Annotated in this window: 23 protein-coding genes; 12 read left to right on the top strand and 11 right to left on the bottom strand. The window is 63.5% G+C overall.

Going from position 1 to position 21,292, the window contains the following annotated elements; translation table 11 throughout:
* Positions 1-3 precede the first annotated feature (3 nt).
* The gene (locus JF290_RS16380) at positions 4-1,143 is read right to left on the bottom strand and encodes a serine hydrolase domain-containing protein (protein WP_199025976.1); all 1,140 of its coding nucleotides are present in this window, start codon (positions 1,141-1,143) and stop codon (positions 4-6) included.
* Positions 1,144-1,295: 152 nt separating this feature from the next.
* On the opposite strand from JF290_RS16380, the gene JF290_RS16375 reads away from it, so the two are divergent.
* The 12 genes from JF290_RS16375 to JF290_RS16320 all read left to right on the top strand — a co-directional run bounded on the left by JF290_RS16375 (position 1,296) and on the right by JF290_RS16320 (position 13,360).
* On the top strand, positions 1,296-1,778 hold the full coding sequence (locus JF290_RS16375; protein WP_227362116.1) for a DUF305 domain-containing protein: 483 nt from the start codon (positions 1,296-1,298) through the stop codon (positions 1,776-1,778).
* Positions 1,775-2,509, top strand: coding sequence for a glutaredoxin family protein (locus tag JF290_RS16370; protein WP_199025975.1), 735 nt, complete (start codon positions 1,775-1,777; stop codon positions 2,507-2,509). The genes JF290_RS16375 and JF290_RS16370 overlap by 4 nt, the downstream gene beginning before the upstream one ends.
* A gap of 60 nt (positions 2,510-2,569) precedes the next feature.
* Positions 2,570-3,643 carry a phenylalanine--tRNA ligase subunit alpha gene (gene pheS / locus JF290_RS16365; protein ID WP_199025974.1) on the top strand — a complete coding sequence of 358 codons (1,074 nt, stop codon included), beginning with the start codon at positions 2,570-2,572 and terminating at the stop codon, positions 3,641-3,643.
* Between the two features lie 319 nt (positions 3,644-3,962).
* Complete coding sequence (locus tag JF290_RS19795) at positions 3,963-4,436, top strand: DUF2946 family protein (protein WP_328701273.1); 474 nt, start codon at positions 3,963-3,965, stop codon at positions 4,434-4,436.
* A complete protein-coding gene (locus tag JF290_RS16355; RefSeq protein ID WP_199025972.1) occupies positions 4,433-6,607 on the top strand; it encodes a NosR/NirI family protein in 2,175 nt (724 codons plus the stop codon). Before JF290_RS19795 ends, JF290_RS16355 begins: the two co-directional genes overlap by 4 nt.
* Positions 6,608-6,621: 14 nt before the next feature.
* On the top strand, positions 6,622-8,535 hold the full coding sequence (gene nosZ / locus JF290_RS16350; RefSeq protein ID WP_199025971.1) for a TAT-dependent nitrous-oxide reductase: 1,914 nt from the start codon (positions 6,622-6,624) through the stop codon (positions 8,533-8,535).
* A gap of 4 nt (positions 8,536-8,539) precedes the next feature.
* Positions 8,540-9,802, top strand: coding sequence for a nitrous oxide reductase family maturation protein NosD (locus tag JF290_RS16345; protein WP_199025970.1), 1,263 nt, complete (start codon positions 8,540-8,542; stop codon positions 9,800-9,802).
* A complete protein-coding gene (locus tag JF290_RS16340) occupies positions 9,795-10,694 on the top strand; it encodes an ABC transporter ATP-binding protein (RefSeq protein WP_199025969.1) in 900 nt (299 codons plus the stop codon). Before JF290_RS16345 ends, JF290_RS16340 begins: the two co-directional genes overlap by 8 nt.
* Positions 10,694-11,515 (top strand): ABC transporter permease, encoded by an 822-nt coding sequence (locus tag JF290_RS16335; protein WP_199025996.1) that lies wholly within the window; start codon positions 10,694-10,696, stop codon positions 11,513-11,515. Before JF290_RS16340 ends, JF290_RS16335 begins: the two co-directional genes overlap by 1 nt.
* Complete coding sequence (locus JF290_RS16330) at positions 11,512-12,027, top strand: nitrous oxide reductase accessory protein NosL (RefSeq protein ID WP_199025968.1); 516 nt, start codon at positions 11,512-11,514, stop codon at positions 12,025-12,027. The genes JF290_RS16335 and JF290_RS16330 overlap by 4 nt, the downstream gene beginning before the upstream one ends.
* A complete protein-coding gene (locus JF290_RS16325; RefSeq protein ID WP_199025967.1) occupies positions 12,024-12,950 on the top strand; it encodes an FAD:protein FMN transferase in 927 nt (308 codons plus the stop codon). Before JF290_RS16330 ends, JF290_RS16325 begins: the two co-directional genes overlap by 4 nt.
* Positions 12,951-12,970: 20 nt before the next feature.
* Positions 12,971-13,360 carry a c-type cytochrome gene (locus tag JF290_RS16320; RefSeq protein ID WP_199025966.1) on the top strand — a complete coding sequence of 130 codons (390 nt, stop codon included), beginning with the start codon at positions 12,971-12,973 and terminating at the stop codon, positions 13,358-13,360.
* Between the two features lie 52 nt (positions 13,361-13,412).
* Here the strand turns inward: JF290_RS16320 and JF290_RS16315 are convergent, their stop codons facing one another.
* From JF290_RS16315 to cobA, 10 genes are read right to left on the bottom strand one after another with little or no spacing between them, the layout of a single operon-like run.
* On the bottom strand, positions 13,413-13,649 hold the full coding sequence (locus JF290_RS16315) for a hypothetical protein (RefSeq protein WP_199025965.1): 237 nt from the start codon (positions 13,647-13,649) through the stop codon (positions 13,413-13,415).
* Positions 13,646-14,392: a CbiX/SirB N-terminal domain-containing protein gene (locus JF290_RS16310; protein WP_199025964.1), complete on the bottom strand. Its 747-nt coding sequence runs from the start codon at positions 14,390-14,392 to the stop codon at positions 13,646-13,648. Before JF290_RS16310 ends, JF290_RS16315 begins: the two co-directional genes overlap by 4 nt.
* Positions 14,349-15,896 (bottom strand): nitrite reductase, encoded by a 1,548-nt coding sequence (locus JF290_RS16305; RefSeq protein WP_199025963.1) that lies wholly within the window; start codon positions 15,894-15,896, stop codon positions 14,349-14,351. Before JF290_RS16305 ends, JF290_RS16310 begins: the two co-directional genes overlap by 44 nt.
* Positions 15,868-17,085: a heme d1 biosynthesis radical SAM protein NirJ gene (gene nirJ, locus JF290_RS16300; protein ID WP_199025962.1), complete on the bottom strand. Its 1,218-nt coding sequence runs from the start codon at positions 17,083-17,085 to the stop codon at positions 15,868-15,870. Before nirJ ends, JF290_RS16305 begins: the two co-directional genes overlap by 29 nt.
* 3 nt (positions 17,086-17,088) lie before the next feature.
* On the bottom strand, positions 17,089-17,577 hold the full coding sequence (gene ahbB / locus JF290_RS16295) for a siroheme decarboxylase subunit beta (protein ID WP_199025961.1): 489 nt from the start codon (positions 17,575-17,577) through the stop codon (positions 17,089-17,091).
* Positions 17,574-18,023: an Lrp/AsnC family transcriptional regulator gene (locus JF290_RS16290; RefSeq protein ID WP_199025960.1), complete on the bottom strand. Its 450-nt coding sequence runs from the start codon at positions 18,021-18,023 to the stop codon at positions 17,574-17,576. Before JF290_RS16290 ends, ahbB (JF290_RS16295) begins: the two co-directional genes overlap by 4 nt.
* Positions 18,020-19,012 carry a siroheme decarboxylase subunit beta gene (gene ahbB, locus JF290_RS16285; RefSeq protein WP_199025959.1) on the bottom strand — a complete coding sequence of 331 codons (993 nt, stop codon included), beginning with the start codon at positions 19,010-19,012 and terminating at the stop codon, positions 18,020-18,022. Before ahbB (JF290_RS16285) ends, JF290_RS16290 begins: the two co-directional genes overlap by 4 nt.
* 2 nt (positions 19,013-19,014) lie before the next feature.
* Positions 19,015-20,157 (bottom strand): cytochrome D1 domain-containing protein, encoded by a 1,143-nt coding sequence (locus JF290_RS16280; RefSeq protein ID WP_199025958.1) that lies wholly within the window; start codon positions 20,155-20,157, stop codon positions 19,015-19,017.
* Complete coding sequence (locus JF290_RS16275) at positions 20,154-20,462, bottom strand: c-type cytochrome (protein ID WP_425503965.1); 309 nt, start codon at positions 20,460-20,462, stop codon at positions 20,154-20,156. Before JF290_RS16275 ends, JF290_RS16280 begins: the two co-directional genes overlap by 4 nt.
* The gene (gene cobA, locus JF290_RS16270) at positions 20,455-21,240 is read right to left on the bottom strand and encodes a uroporphyrinogen-III C-methyltransferase (RefSeq protein ID WP_199025956.1); all 786 of its coding nucleotides are present in this window, start codon (positions 21,238-21,240) and stop codon (positions 20,455-20,457) included. The genes JF290_RS16275 and cobA overlap by 8 nt, the downstream gene beginning before the upstream one ends.
* Positions 21,241-21,292 lie beyond the last annotated feature (52 nt).

The following is a 21,292-nucleotide window of genomic DNA, read 5'->3' as shown; positions in this document are numbered from 1 at the left end:
GCCTTATAGCGCTGCATAGACCGCCCGTTCATAGGCGTCGTAGGTCTGCATGAACCGTGGCTCCCCGAACGGCAGCGACTGGGTCATGATGACGGCAGCCACGTCCTTGGCCGGATTGACCCAATAGTGCGTGTTGCACACGCCGGCCCAGCTTTGCGTACCCGCGCTGCGCTTTCCGGGTATATCGCTCTCGGTGCGCACGGATATGAAACTGTGCGTGCTGCCCGGCGGCAGTTCGACATCCGCCGATACCGGCGGTGCGACCGAGTGCATGTTCTCGAAGTGCAGCCCGTTCATCTGGTCGCGCAGCATCACGTCGAAAGCCTCTTCCGACAGGATCCGCGTGCCGTCCAACTGCCCCCTGTTCAGCACCATTCGCAGAAACCGCATGTAGTCGGGCGCCGTGGAATAGAGCGCATGACCCATGCCATAGACCTCGGGATGCGGCGGCGGGGCCAGGTCGAACGGGCCGAAGCCGCCGTCCTCGCCGCGCATCCTGACGGTGCAGAGCCTATCGCTGAGCGCATCGGGTTCGAACGCGGTGTCGGTCATGCCCAGAGGCTCGAAGATTTCGGCGGCGCAGAACGCATCGATCCGCCGCCCGTCGACCTCCTCGACCATCCGCCCCAACCAGTCGATCGATGGGCCATAGCCCCAGCGGGTTCCGGGATCGGTGGTCAGCGGATAGTTCAACGATTGAACCAGTCCCGACAACACCGAGGGATGCCCGGTCAACTGCATGTATTTCGGAACGTCCGGGTTCCAGAACTCGTACTCCATGCCGCTCGTATGGGTCGCGAGGTGGCGTGCCGTCGCCACCGTTTTGGGCGCGCGCAGGATCGGGGTGTCGCCGTCGAAGCCTTCCAGCACCTTCAGATCGTTCCAGGCGGGCAGGACGTCGCCCACCGGCGTATCAAGGCTCATCTTGCCCCTGTCGATCAGGATCATCGCCGCCAGTGATCCGATCGCCTTGGTCATGGAAAAGATGCGAAAGCCGGTATCCTCCGCCGCCGTCAGGCCCTGTGCGGCGTCACCTGCGGCCCCGCTGAAAGTGATGCCGTCCGCGTTGCCCACCATGCCCACCACAAAGGGCACATCCTGCGCCGCGACCGCCTTGTCCAGAACCGATTGAATATCGCTCATCACATCCTCCCAAATGCCGATGCGCCACGCTAGCCGCGTGAGAGGCTGCTTGTCCATCGCCACGGTTTCGGAACCTTCCAGCGCAGGAACCCCGTTTTGTCCATGTACCCCGTCCCGGACACCGACGACGGGGTCGAAAGACGGAGGATCAGATGCAAAACACTTACCTTAGATTTTTCGCCATGATCGCGACATCGACTCTCGTGATGTTCGTGCTGATGTATTTCAACAGCTATGCGTTGGACCACGTGTTCTTCAGCGAGACCCGCGCCTACATGGCGCTCTACATGGGCGCGATGATGGCTGTCGTCATGTTGTCGTTCATGCTCGGGATGTACACAAAACCGGGTCTCAACGGGGCGATCTATCTCGGCGCCATCCTGCTCTTCGTCGCAGCGCTCTGGCTTCTGCGCAGCCAGACCACGGTTCAGGACGTGTCCTGGATGAAGGCCATGATCCCGCACCACTCGATCGCCATCCTGACCAGCGAACGGGCCGAGTTGTCCGACCCGCGGGTGCAGAGCCTCGCGCAGGACATCATCGAGGCGCAACGTCTGGAGATCGCCGAGATGAAGGCGCTGATCGCTGAACTTGAAGGCGGCCCCGTGGCAACACCCGAGGTGGACGGCAAATGACCCGGAAGACAGCACAGCTCTATCGCATGGTGATGCCCGATCATCTCTGTCCCTATGGGCTGAAATCCAGGCACCTGCTGGACAGCCAGGGGTTCGAGGTCGAGGACCACCTTCTGACCACTCGCGCCGAAACCGAGGCGTTCATGGAAAGGAACGGCGTCAAAACCACGCCGCAAACCTTCATCGATGGGGACCGTATCGGCGGGTACGAGGCTCTGCGCGACCACCTGGGCAAGCCGGTTCGCGGCGAGGGCGAAACGACCTACACCCCGGTGTTCGCGCTTTTCGGAATGGCGGCGCTCATGGCAGCCGCCGGCGTTTGGGCCGGTTTCGGCACATTGGTCACGCGCCACTTTCCAGAATGGTTCATTGCCATCTCGATGTGTCTGCTTGCATTGCAGAAACTGCGCGACGTCGAAAGCTTCTCGACCATGTTCCTGAATTATGACCTGCTTGCGCGGCGCTGGGTGCCCTACAGCTATGTCTATCCCTTTGCCGAGGCTCTCGCCGGTGTCCTGATGTTGTCAGGAGTTCTGATCTGGCTCGCGGCGCCAGTCGCGCTGATCATCGGGACGATCGGGGCAGTTTCGGTGTTCAAGGCGGTCTATATCGAGAGACGCGAGTTGAAATGCGCCTGCATGGGCGGGGCCAGCGACGTGCCACTGGGCTTCGTGTCACTGACCGAGAACCTGATGATGGTCGCCATGGCGCTCTGGATGCTGCTTGGCTGAGCCTTGCCTTTGCCGTCCCGTCTGGATAGCAGACCAAAAGAAGAAGTGCAGGAGACGGGCATGGACGAGTTGAAGGCGAAATACCTGGGCCAGATCGCCGAGGCGGCGGACGAGTCGGCGCTGGAATCCATCCGGGTCGCCGCCGTCGGCAAGAAGGGCGAAGTCGCTCTCAAGATGCGCGAACTGGGCAAGATGACGCCCGAGGAACGCCAAGTCGCGGGCCCCGCCTTGAACGCATTGAAGGACGAGATCAACTCGGCCCTGGCCGCCAAGAAGGCCGCACTGGCCGATGCCGCGCTCGACGCGCGCCTGCGCACGGAATGGCTTGATGTGACCCTGCCGACGCGTCCGCGCCGTCAGGGTACGCTGCACCCGGTGAGCCAGGTCAGCGAGGAAGTCACCGCGATCTTTGCCGAGATGGGGTTTTCCGTCGCCGAAGGTCCCCGCATCGACACCGACTGGTACAATTTCGACGCGTTGAACATTCCGTCCCATCACCCCGCGCGGGCCGAGATGGATACGTTCTACATGCACCGCGCCGAAGGCGACGATCGCCCGCCGCACGTGCTGCGCACCCATACGAGCCCGGTACAGATCAGGAGCATGGAAAAGATGGGCGCGCCGATGCGCATCATCTGCCCGGGCGGCGTCTATCGCGCCGATTACGACCAGACCCACACGCCGATGTTCCACCAGGTCGAGGGTCTCGCCATCGACAAGGACATCTCGATGGCGAACCTCAAATGGGTACTCGAGGAATTCGTCAAGGCATTCTTCGAGGTCGAGGACGTTGAGCTGCGGTTTCGTGCCTCGCACTTTCCCTTCACAGAGCCGTCCGCCGAAGTCGATATCCGCTGTTCCTGGGAAGGCGGCACGCTCAAGGTGGGCGAGGGCGACGATTGGCTGGAAATTCTCGGCTCGGGCATGGTGCATCCCAAGGTGCTGCAGGCCGGCGGGATCGATCCGAACGAATGGCAGGGCTTCGCCTTCGGCATGGGCATCGACCGGATCGCGATGCTGAAATACGGTATTCCCGACCTTCGTGCCTTTTTTGACTCCGACCTGCGCTGGCTGCGCCACTACGGTTTCGCGGCATTGGACGTCCCGACACTGCATGGCGGGTTGAGCCGGTAAGATCAGTCACACGCTGTCGTTGATGGCCACTGTCCAGCGCCGAGAGAAAACCGCTCAAGCCGCAAGTTCAAGCGTCGAGCGTACGTGCCTGCCTCAAGGAGCTGGTGGCGCTTTGACCCGCGATGCGGTGGGCCACGAGACCCAACAATCGCTCGAAAAAATGTGCGCTTGGTGGATGGTGCTGCGTCCCCCAAAGGGTCAGCGCGAACCTGACCTTTGGACGTTCCGATCAAATCCTTAACGGCGTTGACTTTCGTCAAGTCACAACCTCAGATTCATCTTTAGGCACGGCAGGGACATCGCAATCGACGGACCTTTCGTGAGACCTGCCAAATCCAATCGCATCAAACATGCCGCCGGCCTACGGCAACGGTGTTTCGGTGCGTGGATCGGTGTCATTGCATTGGTTTTGCAGGTTTTCCTGCCGGTATCGGCGCAAGCTTCGGGTGGCGCGTGGATCGAGATCTGCGGCGAAAACGGCGTAGAAATGGTTCGCGTCGACCTCTCCGATGCCGACTCGACTCCGAGCCTTCCGGCAACCTGTCAGGGCTGCTGCCCCTGTGTTCTGGGGGCTTCGGTGCCGCCGGGTGTTCCGCCGCTCCAGATGGCAATGCCGACCGCGCCCGATGTCGTCACGCACCTGCAAGGCTCAACAGAGGCCGAGATCGAATCCAGTGCCGCCCGCTTGTGGCCCGAGACCCGCGGCCCTCCACTGCCGCACATGAATATGACTTTGACGGACCTTCCCTACATGACGCCGCTTGACCACTCGATGGGGAGGGCAGCGGCATGACCCGCCTCGCTTCCCTGATCCTGATGCTTGCCGTCGCGCTCTTCGCGCTGACCGCGCCGCGCGCCGATGCGGACACGCTCTCAAGCTTCCTCGCCGACCTTTCCCCTTCCGACCTTGCGCCCGGCGCCGACGCGTTCGGACCGCTGCGCGAGGATGTTCCCTTGGCGCCGGTGCTCAGCGGTGGCGAGACCGTCGCCTGGGCCTTCCTGACTTCGGATTTCGTCGGCACCACCGGCTATTCCGGCAAGCCGATCCACGTGGTCGCTGCCATCGACCCCGACGCCGTTCTGACTGGCGTGCAACTGGTCAAGCATTCCGAACCGATCGTGCTGATCGGCATCCCCAATTCACGAATCGTCGCCCTGACCGAGGGCTATCGCGGCATGGACCTCAAGGCCGAGGCCGCGACTGGTGGCGAGGCGCATGATCTCGACATCATCTCGGGCGCGACCGTGACGATCATGGTGATCGACGACAGCCTGGTGCGCGCCGGCATCAAGGTCGCCCGTGCGCTGAACCTGGGTGGGCTCGCTCCCGCAGACACCGGTGCTCCCAAGCGTGAGATCGACATGAGCCAGTCCGACATTCGCGACTGGCAGACCCTCGCGGGCGACGGCTCGATCCGGCGGCTGACGCTGGATGTTGGCCAGATCAACGCGGCCTTCGAGGCCACCGGCGATCCCAAAGCCATCGCCCGTCCGGAAAAGGGCGCGCCGGATGATACCTATATCGACATGCACGCAGCCCTTGTCAGCGTGCCTTCCATCGGCCTCAGCCTGCTGGGTCCCGAGGAATACGCCAACCTGACCGACCGCCTGCAACCGGGTGAACACGCGCTGCTGCTGCTGGGCCGGGGAGAGTACTCCTTCAAGGGATCGGGCTATGTGCGCGGCGGGCTGTTCGACCGCATCCAGTTGATCCAGGGCGACGACGCCGTGCGCTGGACCGACAAGCAGCATGAGCGTCTGCGCACGGTGGCAGCACCCGACGCGCCCAGCTTCAACGAGCTCGACATCTTCACCATCCCCGCCGACAGCGGTTTCGATCCGGCCGAGCCGTTCCGCGTGCAGCTGCTGGCGCAACGAGCGATCGGCGCGGTGGAAAAGACCTTCCTGACCTTTGATCTGGGCTATGCGCTGCCCAAGCATTACCTGAAACCGCTGCCCGCGGCGGCGCCCAAGGTGGTAGCCGACGATACCGCTGAGGCCGCGGCCAAGACCGCGCTGTGGCAACGTATCTGGCGTGACCGGGTGGTCGAGATCGCCATTCTCGGCGTCATGCTGCTGACCCTGACCGGCATCTTTTTCTTCCAGTTCCAGGCCACCGCCAATCCACGCGTGTTCTACTGGGTGCGGATTTCCTTCCTGACGATGAGCCTGTTCTTCATCGGCTGGTATGCGAATGCGCAACTGTCGGTCGTGAACCTCATGGCACTGGCGGGCAGCTTGCGCACAGGGTTCACTTGGGACGCGTTCCTGCTGGATCCGCTGGTCTTCATCCAGTGGTTCGCCATCGCCGCAGCCCTGCTGTTCTGGGGCAGGGGTGCGTATTGCGGCTGGCTCTGCCCGTTCGGCGCCTTGCAGGAATTGACCAACCAGATCGCCCGCGCGCTGAAGGTGCCGCAATGGGAAGTGCCGTGGGGCCTGCATGAACGGCTCTGGCCGATCAAGTACATGATCTTCCTCGGCCTGTTCGGCGTATCGCTGGCGTCGATCCCGCTGGCCGAGAAACTGGCCGAGGTGGAACCCTTCAAGACCGCGATCATCCTGAAGTTCGTGCGCGACTGGCCCTTCGTCGTCTTTGCCGTGACGCTGCTGGTCATCGGCCTCTTCGTCGAGCGCTTCTATTGCCGCTATCTCTGCCCGCTGGGCGGCGCACTGGCGATCCCGGCGCGGATGCGGATGTTCGATTGGCTGCGCCGCTACAAGGAATGCGGCAGCCCGTGCCAGACCTGCGCCAATGAATGCCCGGTGCAGGCGATCCACCCGACGGGCGAGATCAACCCCAACGAATGCGTCAACTGCCTGCATTGCCAGGTGCTCTATCAATCCGACGCCAAATGCCCGGTCGTCATCCGGCAACTGAAACGACGCGCCGCTGTCGGCAAGGTCAGCGACGATTTTCTCAAGAAGGGCCAGCCCGCCAAGGCCGGCCAAACCCTGAATCCCTAAAGGAGGAACACACCATGTCCGAAGCTTTCAAGAAACTCGCGATGACCCGTCGGGGCATGCTGGGCGCCACGGCGACCGGCGCCGTGCTGGCTGGCACCGGCGTTGGCGGAGCGCTGCTGAACAGCACCGGCACCGCCGCACGCGCGGCCGGCAAGATCAACCTCGAGCCGGGCGAACTGGACGAGTATTACGGCTTCTGGTCGTCGGGCCAGACGGGCGAAGTGCGGGTCCTCGGTTTCCCGTCGATGCGGGAACTGATGCGGATCCCGGTGTTCAACCGTTGCTCCGCCACCGGTTGGGGGCAGACCAACGAAAGCCTCAAGATCATGACGGAAGGGCTGCTGCCGGAAACCAAGGAGTATCTCGCCAAGCGCGGCATGAAGACCTACGACAACGGCGATTTGCACCACCCGCACATGTCCTTCACGGATGGCACCTATGACGGGCGCTACCTGTTCATGAACGACAAGGCCAACACTCGCGTCGCCCGCGTGCGCTGCGACGTGATGAAGTGCGACAAGATCATCGAGATCCCCAACGCCAAGGCGATCCACGGCCTGCGGCCGCAGAAATTCCCGCGCACCGGCTACGTGTTTGCCAACGGCGAGGACGAGACGCCCATCGTCAACGACGGCAGCGTGCTCGACGATCCGTCGCAGTACGTGAACTTCTTCACCGCCATTGACGGGGACGAGATGAAGGTGGCCTGGCAGGTCATGGTCTCGGGCAACCTCGACAACACCGATTGCGACTACCAGGGCAAATACGCCTTCTCGACCAGCTACAACTCGGAAATGGGCACCAACCTCGCCGAGATGACCGCCAACGAGATGGACCATGTCGTCGTCTTCAACATCAAGGCGATCGAGGAAGGCGTGGCCAATGGCGACGTGCAGATGCTCAAGGGCGTGCCGGTGATCGACGGACGCAAGGGGCAGAACAAGAACTACACGCGTTACATCCCGATCGCGAACAGCCCGCATGGCTGTAACACCGCACCTGACGGCAAGCACGTCATGATCAACGGCAAGCTGTCGCCAACCGTGTCGGTGATCGACGTGACCAAGGTCGATGCGTTGTTCGAAAGCGACGCCGATCCGCGCTCCTGCATCGTGGCGGAACCGCAGCTGGGTCTTGGCCCGCTCCACACCGCGTTCGACGACAAGGGCAACGCCTTCACCACGCTGTTCCTCGACAGCCAGATCGTCAAATGGAACATCGACAAGGCCCTGCGCGCCTATGCCGGCGAGGATGTCGATCCGATCGAGCAGAAGGTCGACGTGCATTACCAGCCGGGTCACAACTCGACTTCTATGGGTGAGACCAAGGAGGCAGACGGCAAGTGGCTGATCTCGATGAACAAGTTCTCCAAGGACCGGTTCCTGAACACCGGCCCGCTGAAGCCCGAGAACGAGCAGATCATCGACCTGTCCGAAGAGACCCTACGTGTCGTGCATGACGGGCCGACCTTTGCCGAACCGCATGACAGCATCATCGTGCGCGCCGATATCGTGAAGCCGGTCGACGTCTGGGACCGCAACGATCCGACGTGGGAAGATGCCCGTATCCAGGCTGAAGCGGATGGAGTCGATCTGGATTGGGGTCACGATGAACCGATCCGGGACGGCAACAAGGTCCGGGTGTACATGTCCTCTGTCGCGCCTCAGTTCTCGATGGAAAAATTCACTGTCAAGCAGGGCGATGAAGTCACGATCTATGTCACCAACATGGATGACGTCGATGACGTGACCCATGGCTTCTGCCTCGGCAACCACGGGATCGCGATGGAAGTCGCGCCGCAGGCCACTGCGTCGGTGACCTTCACGGCTGACCGTCCCGGCGTCTACTGGTACTACTGCCAGTGGTTCTGCCACGCGCTGCACATGGAAATGCGCGGCCGCATGTTCGTCGAACCGCGGGCGAGCTGATCAGATGCGTTGGCTCCCGACCCTTGCACTGGTGCTTGCCGCTCTGCCGCTTTCGGCGGCCGAGTGGGATGTGCCGGTGCAGCCGGGGGCCATCGCCGAGACCCTGAACCGGGCCGCGCCAGGCGATACGCTCGTCCTGCGGCCCGGCACCTATTCCGAAACCGTGCTGCTCGACAAATCCGTCACACTGGACGGGCGCGGCCATGCCACGCTCGACGGCGGCGGGCAGGGCAGCGTGGTTACCGTCACCGCAACCGATGTCGTGGTCAGGGGGCTGACGATCGTCGGTTCTGGCTCGGACCACGAGGGCATCGATTCAGGGGTGCAACTGCTCAAGGGCGCGACTGGTGCTGTGGTCCAGGACAACGTGCTGCTGGGCAATCTCTATGGCGTCGATATCCACGGCGCGCGCGACTCTCTGGTCGCCGACAACCGCATCGAAGGCCGTCAGGATCGCCGCATGAACGACCGCGGCAACGGCATCTATGTCTGGAATGCGCCGGGGGCCGTGGTCGATGGCAACGATGTGCGCTGGGGGCGCGATGGGATCTTCGTCAACTCCTCGATGCGCAACACCTTCACCGGAAATCGATTCCGCGACCTGCGTTTCGCGGTGCACTACATGTATGCCAACCAATCCGAGGTCAGTGGCAACATCTCGATCGGCAATGATCTCGGCTATGCCGTGATGTTCTCAAAACGCGTGAAGGTGACTGGCAACCTGTCCGTGAACGATCGCGAACACGGCATCATGATGAACTATACCAACAATTCCGAGATCACCGGAAACCTCGTGAGGAACGGCCAGAACCGCTGTGCGTTCCTGTACAATTCGAACAAGAACACCTTCACCGGCAATCGGTTCGAGGGGTGTGATATCGGTATCCACTTCACCGCCGGTTCCGCAGACAACGCGATCACAGGCAACGCGTTTATCGGCAACCGCACCCAGGTAAAGTATGTCAGCACCAAGTGGGACGAATGGTCCCGCGACGGAAAGGGCAATCACTGGAGCGACTTCGCGGCCTACGATCTGGACGGTAACGGCGTCGCGGACGTGCCCTATCGCCCGAATGATGCGATGGACCATGTGCTGTGGACGCAACCCGCTGCCAAGCTGTTGCTCGGCTCGCCCGCCGTGCAGCTGGTGCGCTGGTCTCAGGCGGCTTTCCCGGCGCTATTGCCCGGAGGCGTGATGGACAGTTTTCCAATGATGCAGCCAGCGCCGGTCGCCGTGCCGGTATTTTCAGGAGACGACAATGGCTGACTCCATTCTTCATATCAAAAACGCGGGGAAATCCCGCGGTGCCATGCGCGTTCTTGAAGGCGTTTCGCTCAACGCCGAGCCGGGCCAGCGCATCGCGCTTCTGGGCCATAACGGCGCCGGAAAATCGACCCTGATGAAGGCCGTTCTGGGACTGACGACACTGGACGATGGCCGGATCACCGTGGATGGCGCGCGCCCCGGCAGCGCCCATGCCCGCACGGTCACCGCGTATCTTCCCGAGGCTGTCGCTTTTCACAAATCGCTTACCGGCCGGGAACAACTGACCTTGTTCGCGCGGCTTGCAGGTAGCGATATGGCGCAGGTCGCGGGCTATCTCGACCGGGTCGGTATCGCCGACGCCGCCGACCGTCGCATCGGAACTTATTCGAAAGGGATGCGCCAGCGGCTCGGCCTCGCACAGGTTTTGCTCGGTCGCCCGAAACTGGCACTTCTGGATGAGCCGACCTCGGGACTCGACCCGATCTCGCGCCACGAACTTTATGCGATCATTGACGAAATGGCCGCGCATGGAACCGCCGTGGTGATCGCCAGCCACACCCTGACCGAGGTCGAGGCGCGCACCGACCGTATCGCCATCCTGCGCGACGGACGGCTCGTGGCCGATGACACGCTCGACAACCTGACTCTGCGCGCCGGGCTGCCGACGCGCCTACGGGTGCGTGCCCATGGCGATGCCGCCGCGCGCATTGCCGATGAGACCGGTGGAACCCGGGTCAACGGCGTCTCGGTCGATCTGCTCTGTACGCCCGACCGCAAGATGGCCGAACTGCGCCGCCTGTCGGCGATGGGCGAGGCCGTCGCCGATATCGAGATGCATCCGCCGCGCCTTGAAGACCTCTATCGCCATTACTCCAAGGGAGACTCGCAATGATCCGCCGCATCCTTGCCATCGCCCGTATCGAAGCGATCATCACCCGCCGCAATCGCTGGCTGTTGATGGCGACCGTCATCATGGTGCTGTTCGCGGTGGCGTTGACACTTGCGGGCAGCGCCCCGACCGGCACGCTGGGCGTGAACATGCTGACCGTCTCCGTTGCGTCAATGACAACGCTCTCGGTCTATCTGGCGCCGCTGCTGGCCTTGATGATGGCCTTTGACTCGATCGCGGGAGAAGCCGAACGCGGCGGACTGGGGCTGCTGCTGTCCTACCCGGTCAGCCGGGCCGAGATCCTGCTCGGCAAATTCCTGGCGCATATCGCGGCCCTCGCCTTCGCGATGGTTATCGGGTTTGGAACAGCGGGCGCATTGGCCGCCTTGTCCGGCGGTGCGGACGCGGCCAGCCTGGCTGCCCTGTTGCGCCTCATCCTGACATCGATCCTGCTGGGTGCCGCGTTCCTGTCGCTGGGCTACATGCTGTCGGCGCTTGCCGGCAGTGCGACCGGCGCCGCGGGACTGAGCGCCGGGCTGTGGTTGGTGTTCGTCGTGCTGTATGATCTGGGCCTTCTCGGCGCGGTCGTGTTCGACGCGGGCGGCTGGTTCACCCAGAAGGTCTTCCCCTGGATGATGGCCGCCAACCCGGCCGATGCGTTCCGTCTCTGGAACATCGCGGCGTCTGACGGAGTGGCCATGGCAACCGGGCTCGCTGGCGCGGCCTCGGCCCTGCCGATCTGGGTCGCGCCCGTGTCGTTGCTGCTCTGGCCCGTCCTGGGCCTGCTGCTGGCACGGCGCTTCTTTGGAAGGCTGGAACCATGAGAACCCTTGTGATCCTTGCCCTGATTACGCTCTCGGCTTGCCGCGAGGAGGTGTCAGAGGCGCCGAATCCGGTCGCCATGACCGAAGAATCGCTGAGCTTCTTCTGCCAGATGAACGTGTCAGAACACGCCGGGCCGAAGGGGCAGATCCATCTCGACGGAATGCCCGCTCCGCTTTTCTTTGCTCAGGTGCGCGACCTCGTCGCCTATCTCAAGAGCCCGGAACGGAGTGCGGATATCGCTGCGATCTATGTCACCGACATGGGAGCCGCACCCAGCTGGAGCGAGATCGGCGCCGACAATTGGGTCGCCGCCGACACTGCCAGCTTCGTGGTCGACGCGGGTGTCCGGGGCGGGATGGGCGCGCCCGAGATCGTTCCTTTCGCGGATTCTGGCGCCGCGGAGGCATTCGTGCATAGATACGGTGGAACCATCGTGACCCTTGACGCCATACCCGATGCCGCCGCGCTGGCGCCCGTCGACCTGGATCAGCCACTGGAGGACCCGGCATGACTTCAACACTGACCCGCCGCCGTTTTCTGACGATTGCAGCGGCCGGCGGCCTTTGCACCGCCGCCGGTGCCGCAACCGGCCCGATGGCGCAATGGCGCGGCTATGCGCTTGGGGCACCGGCTTCGATGAAACTCGTCGGCCTCGAGGAGACCGAGTCACGCAGTGTATTTCGTGCTGTCGAGCTGGAGCTGGCGCGGCTTGAACGGATTTTCAGTCTCTATCGCACCGATTCAGAACTCGTGCGACTGAACACCGCAGGGGTGCTGCGCAACCCGGCACCGGAGATGCTGGAACTTCTGAGCCTGTGCGCACGGCTGCACGACGCGACCGGGGGCGTGTTCGACCCCACATTGCAACCCCTGTGGCGGCTTCTCGCGATGCAAGGCGATGCGGCCTCGCCGCGCGAGATCGCCGATGCACGCGCTTTGATCGGCTGGAACGCCATCATGGTTTCGCGGGAGTCGATTCGCTTCGACCGGCCGGGCATGGCACTGACACTGAATGGGGTCGCGCAAGGCTATGTGACCGATCGGATCAAGGCCCTGCTTATCGCACGGGGACTTACGGATGTGCTGATCGACATCGGTGAGGTCGCCGCGCTCGGCACCCGGCCGGATGGAGCGGACTGGACCGTCGGAATCGCAATGCCCGACGGGCGAATCGTCGATCGTGTAACCCTGCGCGACAGGGCGCTTGCGACCTCTTCGCCGGGCGGTACGATGCTGGTTCCCGGGCAGGGACTCGGGCATATCCTCGACCCGCGCGGAACGGAGGGGGGGCCGAGCCACCAACTGGTGACCATTTCGGCACCGCAAGCTGCTGTCGCAGATGGGCTATCGACCGCCGGATGCCTACTTTCGTCGATGGAACTGAGACAAGCCATTGGAAGTTTTGCACACACTGCGCTAGAATCCACAATATGAAACACAGGAGTTCTCTGAACATGATCAAGCCAATTCTCAGCACTGCCGCCATGATCGTCGCGCTCAGCGCGCCTGCCTTCGCCGAAGGCGATGCAGACAAGGGTGAGCGGGTGTTCAACAAATGCAAAGCGTGTCACGAGGTCGGCGCGGATGCGAAGAACAAGGTCGGCCCGACTCTCAACGGAATCGTCGGAGCGCCGGCTGCGCATCTGGGCGACGAGTTCAATTACTCAGACGCGATGCTCGAAGCGGCGGAAGGCGGCTTGGTCTGGACCGAGGAAAATCTGGCAGAGTACCTGACGAAGCCGAGAGACTTCATGCCGGGCAACAAGATGTCCTTTGCTGGTCTGCGCAAGGAACAGGAGATCGCCGACGTGATCGCCTATCTCCAGACGTTCCCGGCCGAGTAATCTGCCAGACATCTGATCACTTGCAACGCCCCGCCCGTCCGGCGGGGCGTTTTCAGTTCGTGCGATCGGCTTCGTCCATCAGGCCACGCACCCAGCGCGTCACCAGCCAATTCGCGGGAAACCCGAGCGGCACCGACAGCAGCAATGCCGTGACGGGCGTCAGCGCGGGCAGGCCAATCGCCTGGCCCATGAGGCCCAGCATGAACAGGTTGATTGCCACTGCACCGGTGGTGAAGATGTAGAGCACCGCGTACAGCTTTCCGAACGACAAACCAGACGACTCGCTCATGCGGCCTCTCTTGCCCGGGCTTTGCTGCGCAATGCGTCCGCGATCAGGGCGGGAATAGCCTCGTGCGTGCCGATTGGGTGCAGCCTTAGTCCGGGAAACTCGGCCAGGTCGAGCGCTTCGGGAATGTCGTCGGTGACATGACCGCCTTCAGCCGCGAAGAAGGGCAGGCAGATCGCCTTGGCGCCGGTCTCGAACGCAACATCACCAAGGAACGGCGCTTCCTCGATATAGCCGATGCGCGTGTCTCCGAACTTCAGGCGTGCTGACAGATTCTCGACGAAACGCTCCGTGTCGCGCGCCGAGTTGCGGCTCTTTCCTGACCCGTGAGACGCGACGATCAGGCAGGTGTCAGCAGCATCCCAGCCATGCGCGTCAAGAATCTGCGCCAGCCAGTCCGCTGCGAGCGCCGGCAAGGCCGGGTCGGTCCCGAGAGGCGACAGGATCGGCGCCTCCGGGTTGTCCAACCGCTTGGGAAGGGTCGTTTGGGTGAACCAGCCATCTGTCATGAACAGCGGGTAGACCAGCGCGTCGCGCCCGGTCTCGGATATCGCCGCGTCCAGTGCGCCGTCCTTGGCCAGCGTCGCGCTGGCAAGCCGCCAGCCCGGCATGAGCTCGGCGACGCGCGCGGTCAGGTCGGCCAGCACCGCTTCGGCCGGGTCGGGCTCGGAGGGCTGACCGTGGCTGACGATGATCGCCGTGTCAGTGGCTTGTGCCTTCGGAGAAGGTGATCTTGTTCCAGACATTGTATTTCCCGGATGGTTTCTTCATCGGCAGGCGGCGGACTTCTTCCAGCGTGGCGGCGTCATAGACGATCACCGCGCCGTCATCCTCCCATACCGATACAAGAGCATAGCGCCCGTCGCGGGTGAATTCCACATGTGCGACCGTTGCACCGGGTTCCGGGCGCAGGGTCTTGACGATCTCGAGGCTCTGCTTGTCGATCACGTGCATCACGTCCTTGTTCGGACCAAAGAACACATCAGCCCAGAAATAGGGGCTGTCTTCGTGGCTGCGCAGGAAGAACCCCGGCCCTTCGGTCTCGATGGTCTTGAGCACACTCCAGTCATCGGTGTCGATGATCGAGAGCTTGCCCTCCTTCAGGTGCGGCGTCGCCATGACGCGGCGGCCGTCCAGCTCCCAGCTGATGCCGGATCCCAGATGTGGCATTCCGGGCAGGGGCAGTTCGGCAATCTCGCGGCCCACGTTCAAGTTCACCACCACGCCACGCGCGCCATCCCGAGATGCGCCGATCAGGTGGCGGTAATCGTCGGTGAAGAAGAAATCGTCCAGCGGTTCGGCGATCTCGATTCGACGGCGGGCGAAGAGCCCTTCGGAGGAGGGAATCGCCTCGACCATGTCCTTTTCCTGGCTGTGGATGAAGCCTTCATAGACCGGATCTGCATCGGGGTCGGTGGCGACCTCCCAGATCTCGGGCTGATCCTTGAGGGCGAGGATGAAACTGTCGCGCTGCGGCGCCTGGTAGACTGCGCTCACACGGCTCGCCACACCGGACTTTGACGTCACTGGCATGACCTTCTCGACGCTCAGGTCGGCGGTGGACAGCAGGGTCAGCGTCATCGGCAGGTAGTTGGCGACCGCCAGATGCAGCCCGTCCTTGCTGATCGCGATGTTGCGGCTGTTCAGACCCGCGCGGACGCGGCCGACCTGATGCAGCGACCAGAGGTCGTATTTCTGCACCCAGCCATCGCGCGACATGATGAACACATATCGCCCATCGGGGCTGAATTTCGGCCCGCCATGCACGGCAAAGGGCGTTTCGAACCGGTCGAGCACTTCGAACGTGTCCCCGTCCAGAACGCTGACATGATGATCGCCGGTTTCTACCACCAGCGTGATGTTCATCGGGTCGGAGTCCCAGACCGGCGAATCGGCAGGCGTGTAGTCCGGGTCGAGCCAGAGCGTTTCGGCGATCTGCTCGACACCCCAGTCGGGCACCATATCGAGCGGCGTTTGCAGGTATTCAGCCAGCGCGGTGATGCGCTCGGCGCTCAGGTCTTCGGCGAAGGCCGGCATCTGGGTCGCGGCGCGGCCATGGGCGATCACCGCTTCCAGGTTCGGGCCACGCATCCGGCCAAGCGTTTCCGGGATCAGCGCGGGGCCTGTGCCGCCAAGGCGCGCGTCGCCATGGCAGGAGGCACAGTTCTCGGCATAGTCCTGCGCCGGGTCCGCTCCGGCAAGGCTCGCCAACAGGACGAGGCTAGAGGCTGAAATCATGCGCCGGATCATGGCGTTTCCCTCGGAATGGTGTGACGGTCAGGCGGTCGGCATCGGCGATGCCGATTTCCGTGTTGGACAGGTAACAGGCCGGGTCTTCGGCCCAGGGGTCGCCCGTCAGTTGCAAGGCGCGGATGCGGGTGTTGCCTCCGCAGACCGACTGGAATGCGCAGGCGCCGCAGCGCCCCTTGAGCGGGCGCGGACGGCGTCGCAACTGCGCCAGCATCGCGTCTTCGCCGGTCCAGAGGTCCGAGAATTTCGCGTCCTTGACGCTGCCGATGGTGTAGTCGGACCAGTAGGTGTCCGGGTGCACCTTGCCCTGGTGGTCTATATTGGCGACGCCCAGACCCGACGAGTTGCCGCCCCAGGCCTCAAGGTGGTCGCGCAGGTTGTCCAGCTTGTCCTGATCGAACAGGTCGGCTGCCCAGTTCATCAGATAGACCGCGTCGGCGTCGTTGTTGCCGGTCACGATGTCGAGCGGCCCGCCGGTGCTTGCGTCGTGCCAGGCTTTCTCGATCAGGATATCCATGGCGCGACGCGTGTGGTCGTGCACCGCGTCCTCGCCCCGGTTCTTGTCGCCGCGCCCGGCATAGACGAGATGCGACAGATAGAACTTGTCGACGCCTTCATCGTCACACAGCTTGAGCAGATCGGGCAACTGCGCCTCGTTGTCCTTGGTCAGCGTGAACCGGAGCCCGACCTTGATGCCGCGTTTCTTGCACTCGCGCACGCCGCGCACGGCGTCGTCGAATGCTCCGTCGACACCGCGGAACCAGTCATTCGTGGCGCCGATCCCGTCGATGGAGATACCGACATAGTCGAATCCGATCTCGGCCACCTTGTCTGCGGTTTCTCCATGGATCTTGGTGCCGTTGGTCGAGAGCGCCAGCATTCGCACCATCGGGCGCGCCCGCTTGGCCAGGTCGAAAAAATCGAACCGGTCCAGCGGCTCCCCGCCCGACAGGATCAGGGCCGGAATGCCGAAATCGCCCAGATCGTCCAGCGTGGCAACGGCCTGCTCGTGGGACAGTTCGCCCGGGAAATGCACATCGGCCGAAACGGTATAGCAATGACGGCACTTCAGGTTGCAACGCCGCGTCAGGTTCCAGATCACCACGGGTTTCACGCCGCCGCTACCGCGCCTTGTCCGCACGGGAGTCGGGTGCACCAGCTGGTGCATGTATTCGGACATTCGGAACATTTCTTAGCCTTTCCGGCTGCGCAACCGCAGCCCGGTCTTTTTCAGTATGCGGGTCGAATACAGGATGTCGTGCCCCCGGCAGGCATCGCCGAGGATGGCCGCGACGTGAGCACGCTGCGCCTCCACATCTTCGCGGCTGCTTCCGTGCAGCATCGCGAACAGGTTGTAGGGCCAGTCGGGCAGGGCGCGCGGGCGCTCGTAGCAGTGGGTCACCCCGTCAAGATTGCCAACCTTCTGGCCCAGTTCCGCGACGCGCTCGTCGGCAACATCCCAGACCGACATTCCGTTCGCCGTCATGCCCAGCTTGTAATGGTTGGGCGCGACCGCGATCCGGCGGATCACACCGCTGGCCTGCATCGTGCGCAGGCGGTCGCAGACCACTTCCTCCGAGAGGCCGAGCTCTGCCGCGACCTGCGCGTAAGGCTCGGACACGAGCGGCAGGCCCGCCTGTGTGGCGGCGATGATCTGGCGGTCTGTGGCGTCGAGTGTCATGCGGCGACCCTGAACCCGATGAAGAATTCTTGCAATTTCGGAAAACAGAGCACTGTCAGCCCGGTTTCCCGTTCGATGGCCTCGGCTGTGCGGGCGATGGCGTCGGGGGTTTCCGTCGCCAGAACGAACCACATGTTCAGCCGGTGCGTACGCTCATAATTATGCGCTACCTCGGGGTGTGCATTGACTTTCGTCATGACCTCCTCGAACCGCTCCTCGGGCACCGCGATCGCGCAGAGGCAGAAGGCCCCGCCCATCGCTGCCGCGTCGAAGAACGGGCCAAAACGCGTGATGACCCGCGCCTCTTTCATCGCGGTGATTCGACTCAGCAGATCCTCCTCGGTGAGGCCCAGCTCTTCAGCGACCATGCGGTAGGGGTGAGGCGCGATGGGAAACCCTTCCTGAAGGTAGTTCAGGATGCGGCGATCGGTTTCATCGGGTGTCATGCGATCTCCTTTTGCGGCGCAGCGACCATGGCGCCGGTCTGCTTGAAACAATGCAGAGAGAAAAGCGGCAGATGCGGGACGCCTTGCAGCTCGGGCAGGCGGCAAACGCGCGTCAGCACGTCCAGCGCATCGGCGCGGGTACGGGCGTGGATCATCGAGTAGAGCCGGTACGGCCACAGGCCGGGCACTGGCGTGCGTTCGTAACAGAGCGTGATGCCCGGCTGCGCGGCCAGAAGGGGGCCGGCGGTGGTGATTGCGTCGTGTGGCAGATCCCAGACCACCATCGCGTTCGAGCGCCATCCGAGCGCGCGGTGGCGCACGATGATTCCCAAGCGGGCGATGATGCCGGCATCGACCAGCACGCCTATCCTCTCCAGCACGTCCGCCTCGCGGCGTCCAACCGTTTCAGCGAGTTCAAGGTAGGGGCGGGGCACCAGTGGCAGGCCACGGGTCAGCGCTTGCAGGATCGGGCGGTCGTCGGGGCGAAAGACCGATGGATCGACCGTCTTGGCGGTGCCATGCGCGGTGCCGTTGCGGCGCAGGGCAAAGCCCAGATCGACGTTGAAGGGCCGGACAAGCCGCAGGTCCATGACCCTGAGCCCGGTACGTTCGGCAATCCGGGCAAGCGCTGCATCGACATGGGCGCGATCGGGTCCCGTCGCCACGAACCACAGGTTCCAGTCGTTCTCGCGCAGGTAGGAATGGTTGATACCCGGCTCGGCCCCGATGATCGCGGCGACTTCCTCGATACGGTCCTCGGGGGCTGCGACGGCCGCCAGCGTGCTGGCCGACACGGCGTTGGGGGCGCAGGTCGCGCCAACCCTGGTGATACGCCCGTTGCGCCGCTGAGTGTCCAGCCGTGCGATGACGTCGGCCTCGTCAAGGCCGAGGCTGAGCGCAAGCTCTGCGAACGGCCGTGCACAGATCGGAAAGCCGCGCTGCCAGTCGTCGAGCAGGGCCTGGGTAATGGGATCGGTGACGCCTTCCATGATCACAACCCCGTCCTGTGCGCCCGCGCGGTAAAGAAGATCCCAGACGGGCTTTCCGCATCGATCTCGCGCAGTTTTTCGAAGGTCTGCGTATCGTAGATCATGACCTTGCCTGCATCGCGCACGGACAGCCAGACTTCACGCCCGCGCGGCGTGAACTCCATGTGCAGAACGCCGGGGCCGGGCTTGAATTCGTGGATGACCTGCTTTGTCACGGTATCGATCACCTGGATCGTGTCGTTCAGCGGATGTGCGAAGTTCACCCAGACATGGCGTCCGTCGGGCCGCGCCATCGCAAAGACCGGCTGGCCATGGGTTTGCGTGCGCCCGGTTTCCGTCAGATCACGCGCATCGACCCAGAGCACCTCGTGCTGACCGACCGCGGGCAGGACGAATTCGCTACCCGCAAGAGCCCAACCTTCGAGATGCGGCATCTTGTAGACCGGCAGACCCTCGCGACCCTCGGCATAGCCGGGCAGGATCGGCATCGGTTCCGGGGTCTCCTGCCACAGGTCCAGCGCGGTCAGGTGGTCGTCGCCGAAAAGCCCGGTGATGTAGGTGCGCCCGTCGCCCGTGACCAACGCGTCATAGGGGTTGGTGCCCATGCCTTCGATCTTGGTGATCTCGGCCGTTTCGGCGGACAGATCGACGATCCATGTTTCACCCGCATCCCAAAGGCTGAACACGAACTTGGTGCCGGGAATGTCGACCAGGCCGATGGTCTTGGACTGGGTCGGAATGTCGAGCACCATCTCGAGCGTTTCGGCGTCGAAAATGCGCACGCCGCCGGGTTCATAGTTGGACACGGCGACGAAGCGCCCGTCGTCCGAAATCGCTCCGCCGATCGAATTGCCCGCCTGCATGACCCGGTTGACGATCGACTGTTCGAGAATGTCGACCTTGGTCAACCCGCCGTCGCGGCCGAAGACGTACGCAAACCGCTCGTCTGGTGAATAGACCAGCGAAGCATGCGACAGATCGCCAAGGCCGGTGATTCGCCCGATCTTGGCGCGGTCGGATTGATCGACCACCAGCAGCGACCCGCTGGCACGTTCCACGATCAGGCCAAGATCGCCGGTCGGTTGCGCCGTGGCCGGAATGGCAAGAGCCATCGCGGCGACGGCCCCAAGAAAGACACGTTTCATTCCAGTCCTCCACTCAGAAGGTAGTCGACCATCCATTCCACCTCGGCCTGGGTCAGCAGAGGTCGCCACGGGGGCATCGCCGTACCGGGGATGCCGTCGAGAATCACCGAAGCCAGGGTTTCCGGCTCGTAATGGGCCAGAGCTTCTGGCCGGATATCCGGGCCCAGCCCGCCCTTGAGCGTCAGGCCATGGCAGGAGCCGCAATCCTGCTGCACCAGCCGAGCCAGTGCAGGGCCATCGACCGGGACGGTATCTCCGGCGATCGCGGCGCTGCTCAGAGCGAGGTAGAGAACGATCTTATTCACCGGCGGCCACCGCGGGCATCCGCCGGTCCTCTTGGTCTTCGACATCCCCCGCGCGATAGAGCGAGACCACATGGCCGATGACGAACAGAACCGGAGCCGCCATCGGGTTGGCCTGGATGTCGACGCCGATCTGGTCGAGCCGCGACAGGATGCGGCGTTCCTGTGGCGTGGTTGCCGAGGCGATGGCCATCACCGGCAACGAGCCGGGCATGCCTTCGCGCATCAGGTTCAGCGAGATTTCGGAGATGTTGGCCACGCCCATGTAGACCACGAGCGTCGTGTCGGTGTCGGCCAGGCTGGCCCAGTCGAGGTCGAGCGATTGGTCCGCGGCGCGGTGCCCGGTGACGTAGCGCACGCCGGTCGCCAGCCCGCGATGGGTCAGCGGCACGCCGGTCGCGGACGCCATGCCCTGCGCGGCGGTGATGCCCGGCGCATATTCGACAGTGATGCCGCGATCCATCAGATAGGCGGCCTCTTCCGAGCCACGCCCGAAGATCATCGGATCGCCTCCCTTGAGCCGTGCGACAGTCAAGCCCTGCAGGGCGAGTTCGGCGAGAATTTCGTTGATTCGGTCCTGCGGGACCGTATGGCATTTCGGGGCCTTGCCCACCGCGATCATGCGGGCGCCTTCGGGCGAAAGGTCGAGAATTTCGGGCGAGACGAGCCGGTCATAGACCACGGCGTCGGCCTCTTTCAGCATCCGGAGCGCGCGCAGCGTCATCAGTTCGACGTCGCCGGGGCCGGCTCCGATCAGATTTACCTTGCCGGTCGGTGTCATGTGCTGGCTCCTGTTCGTCTGGCTCGCGGGTGTTCAGAAGAAAGCCGGGGGC

Origin of the sequence: Sedimentitalea arenosa (assembly GCF_016428585.1) — a bacterium.
In the GTDB taxonomy this organism is placed as follows: domain Bacteria; phylum Pseudomonadota; class Alphaproteobacteria; order Rhodobacterales; family Rhodobacteraceae; genus Sedimentitalea; species Sedimentitalea arenosa.
This window is presented reverse-complemented; position numbering and strand designations above follow the sequence as displayed.

Coding starts and splice junctions, on each gene's coding strand:
- JF290_RS16380 (WP_199025976.1), bottom strand. CDS start 1,143: ATGAGCGATATTCAATCGGTTCTGGACAAGGCGGTCGCGGCGCAGGAT.
- JF290_RS16375 (WP_227362116.1), top strand. CDS start 1,296: ATGCAAAACACTTACCTTAGATTTTTCGCCATGATCGCGACATCGACT.
- JF290_RS16370 (WP_199025975.1), top strand. CDS start 1,775: ATGACCCGGAAGACAGCACAGCTCTATCGCATGGTGATGCCCGATCAT.
- pheS (WP_199025974.1), top strand. CDS start 2,570: ATGGACGAGTTGAAGGCGAAATACCTGGGCCAGATCGCCGAGGCGGCG.
- JF290_RS16355 (WP_199025972.1), top strand. CDS start 4,433: ATGACCCGCCTCGCTTCCCTGATCCTGATGCTTGCCGTCGCGCTCTTC.
- nosZ (WP_199025971.1), top strand. CDS start 6,622: ATGTCCGAAGCTTTCAAGAAACTCGCGATGACCCGTCGGGGCATGCTG.
- JF290_RS16345 (WP_199025970.1), top strand. CDS start 8,540: ATGCGTTGGCTCCCGACCCTTGCACTGGTGCTTGCCGCTCTGCCGCTT.
- JF290_RS16340 (WP_199025969.1), top strand. CDS start 9,795: ATGGCTGACTCCATTCTTCATATCAAAAACGCGGGGAAATCCCGCGGT.
- JF290_RS16330 (WP_199025968.1), top strand. CDS start 11,512: ATGAGAACCCTTGTGATCCTTGCCCTGATTACGCTCTCGGCTTGCCGC.
- JF290_RS16325 (WP_199025967.1), top strand. CDS start 12,024: ATGACTTCAACACTGACCCGCCGCCGTTTTCTGACGATTGCAGCGGCC.
- JF290_RS16320 (WP_199025966.1), top strand. CDS start 12,971: ATGATCAAGCCAATTCTCAGCACTGCCGCCATGATCGTCGCGCTCAGC.
- JF290_RS16315 (WP_199025965.1), bottom strand. CDS start 13,649: ATGAGCGAGTCGTCTGGTTTGTCGTTCGGAAAGCTGTACGCGGTGCTC.
- JF290_RS16310 (WP_199025964.1), bottom strand. CDS start 14,392: ATGTCTGGAACAAGATCACCTTCTCCGAAGGCACAAGCCACTGACACG.
- JF290_RS16305 (WP_199025963.1), bottom strand. CDS start 15,896: ATGATCCGGCGCATGATTTCAGCCTCTAGCCTCGTCCTGTTGGCGAGC.
- nirJ (WP_199025962.1), bottom strand. CDS start 17,085: ATGTTCCGAATGTCCGAATACATGCACCAGCTGGTGCACCCGACTCCC.
- ahbB (WP_199025961.1), bottom strand. CDS start 17,577: ATGACACTCGACGCCACAGACCGCCAGATCATCGCCGCCACACAGGCG.
- JF290_RS16290 (WP_199025960.1), bottom strand. CDS start 18,023: ATGACACCCGATGAAACCGATCGCCGCATCCTGAACTACCTTCAGGAA.
- ahbB (WP_199025959.1), bottom strand. CDS start 19,012: ATGGAAGGCGTCACCGATCCCATTACCCAGGCCCTGCTCGACGACTGG.
- JF290_RS16280 (WP_199025958.1), bottom strand. CDS start 20,157: ATGAAACGTGTCTTTCTTGGGGCCGTCGCCGCGATGGCTCTTGCCATT.
- cobA (WP_199025956.1), bottom strand. CDS start 21,240: ATGACACCGACCGGCAAGGTAAATCTGATCGGAGCCGGCCCCGGCGAC.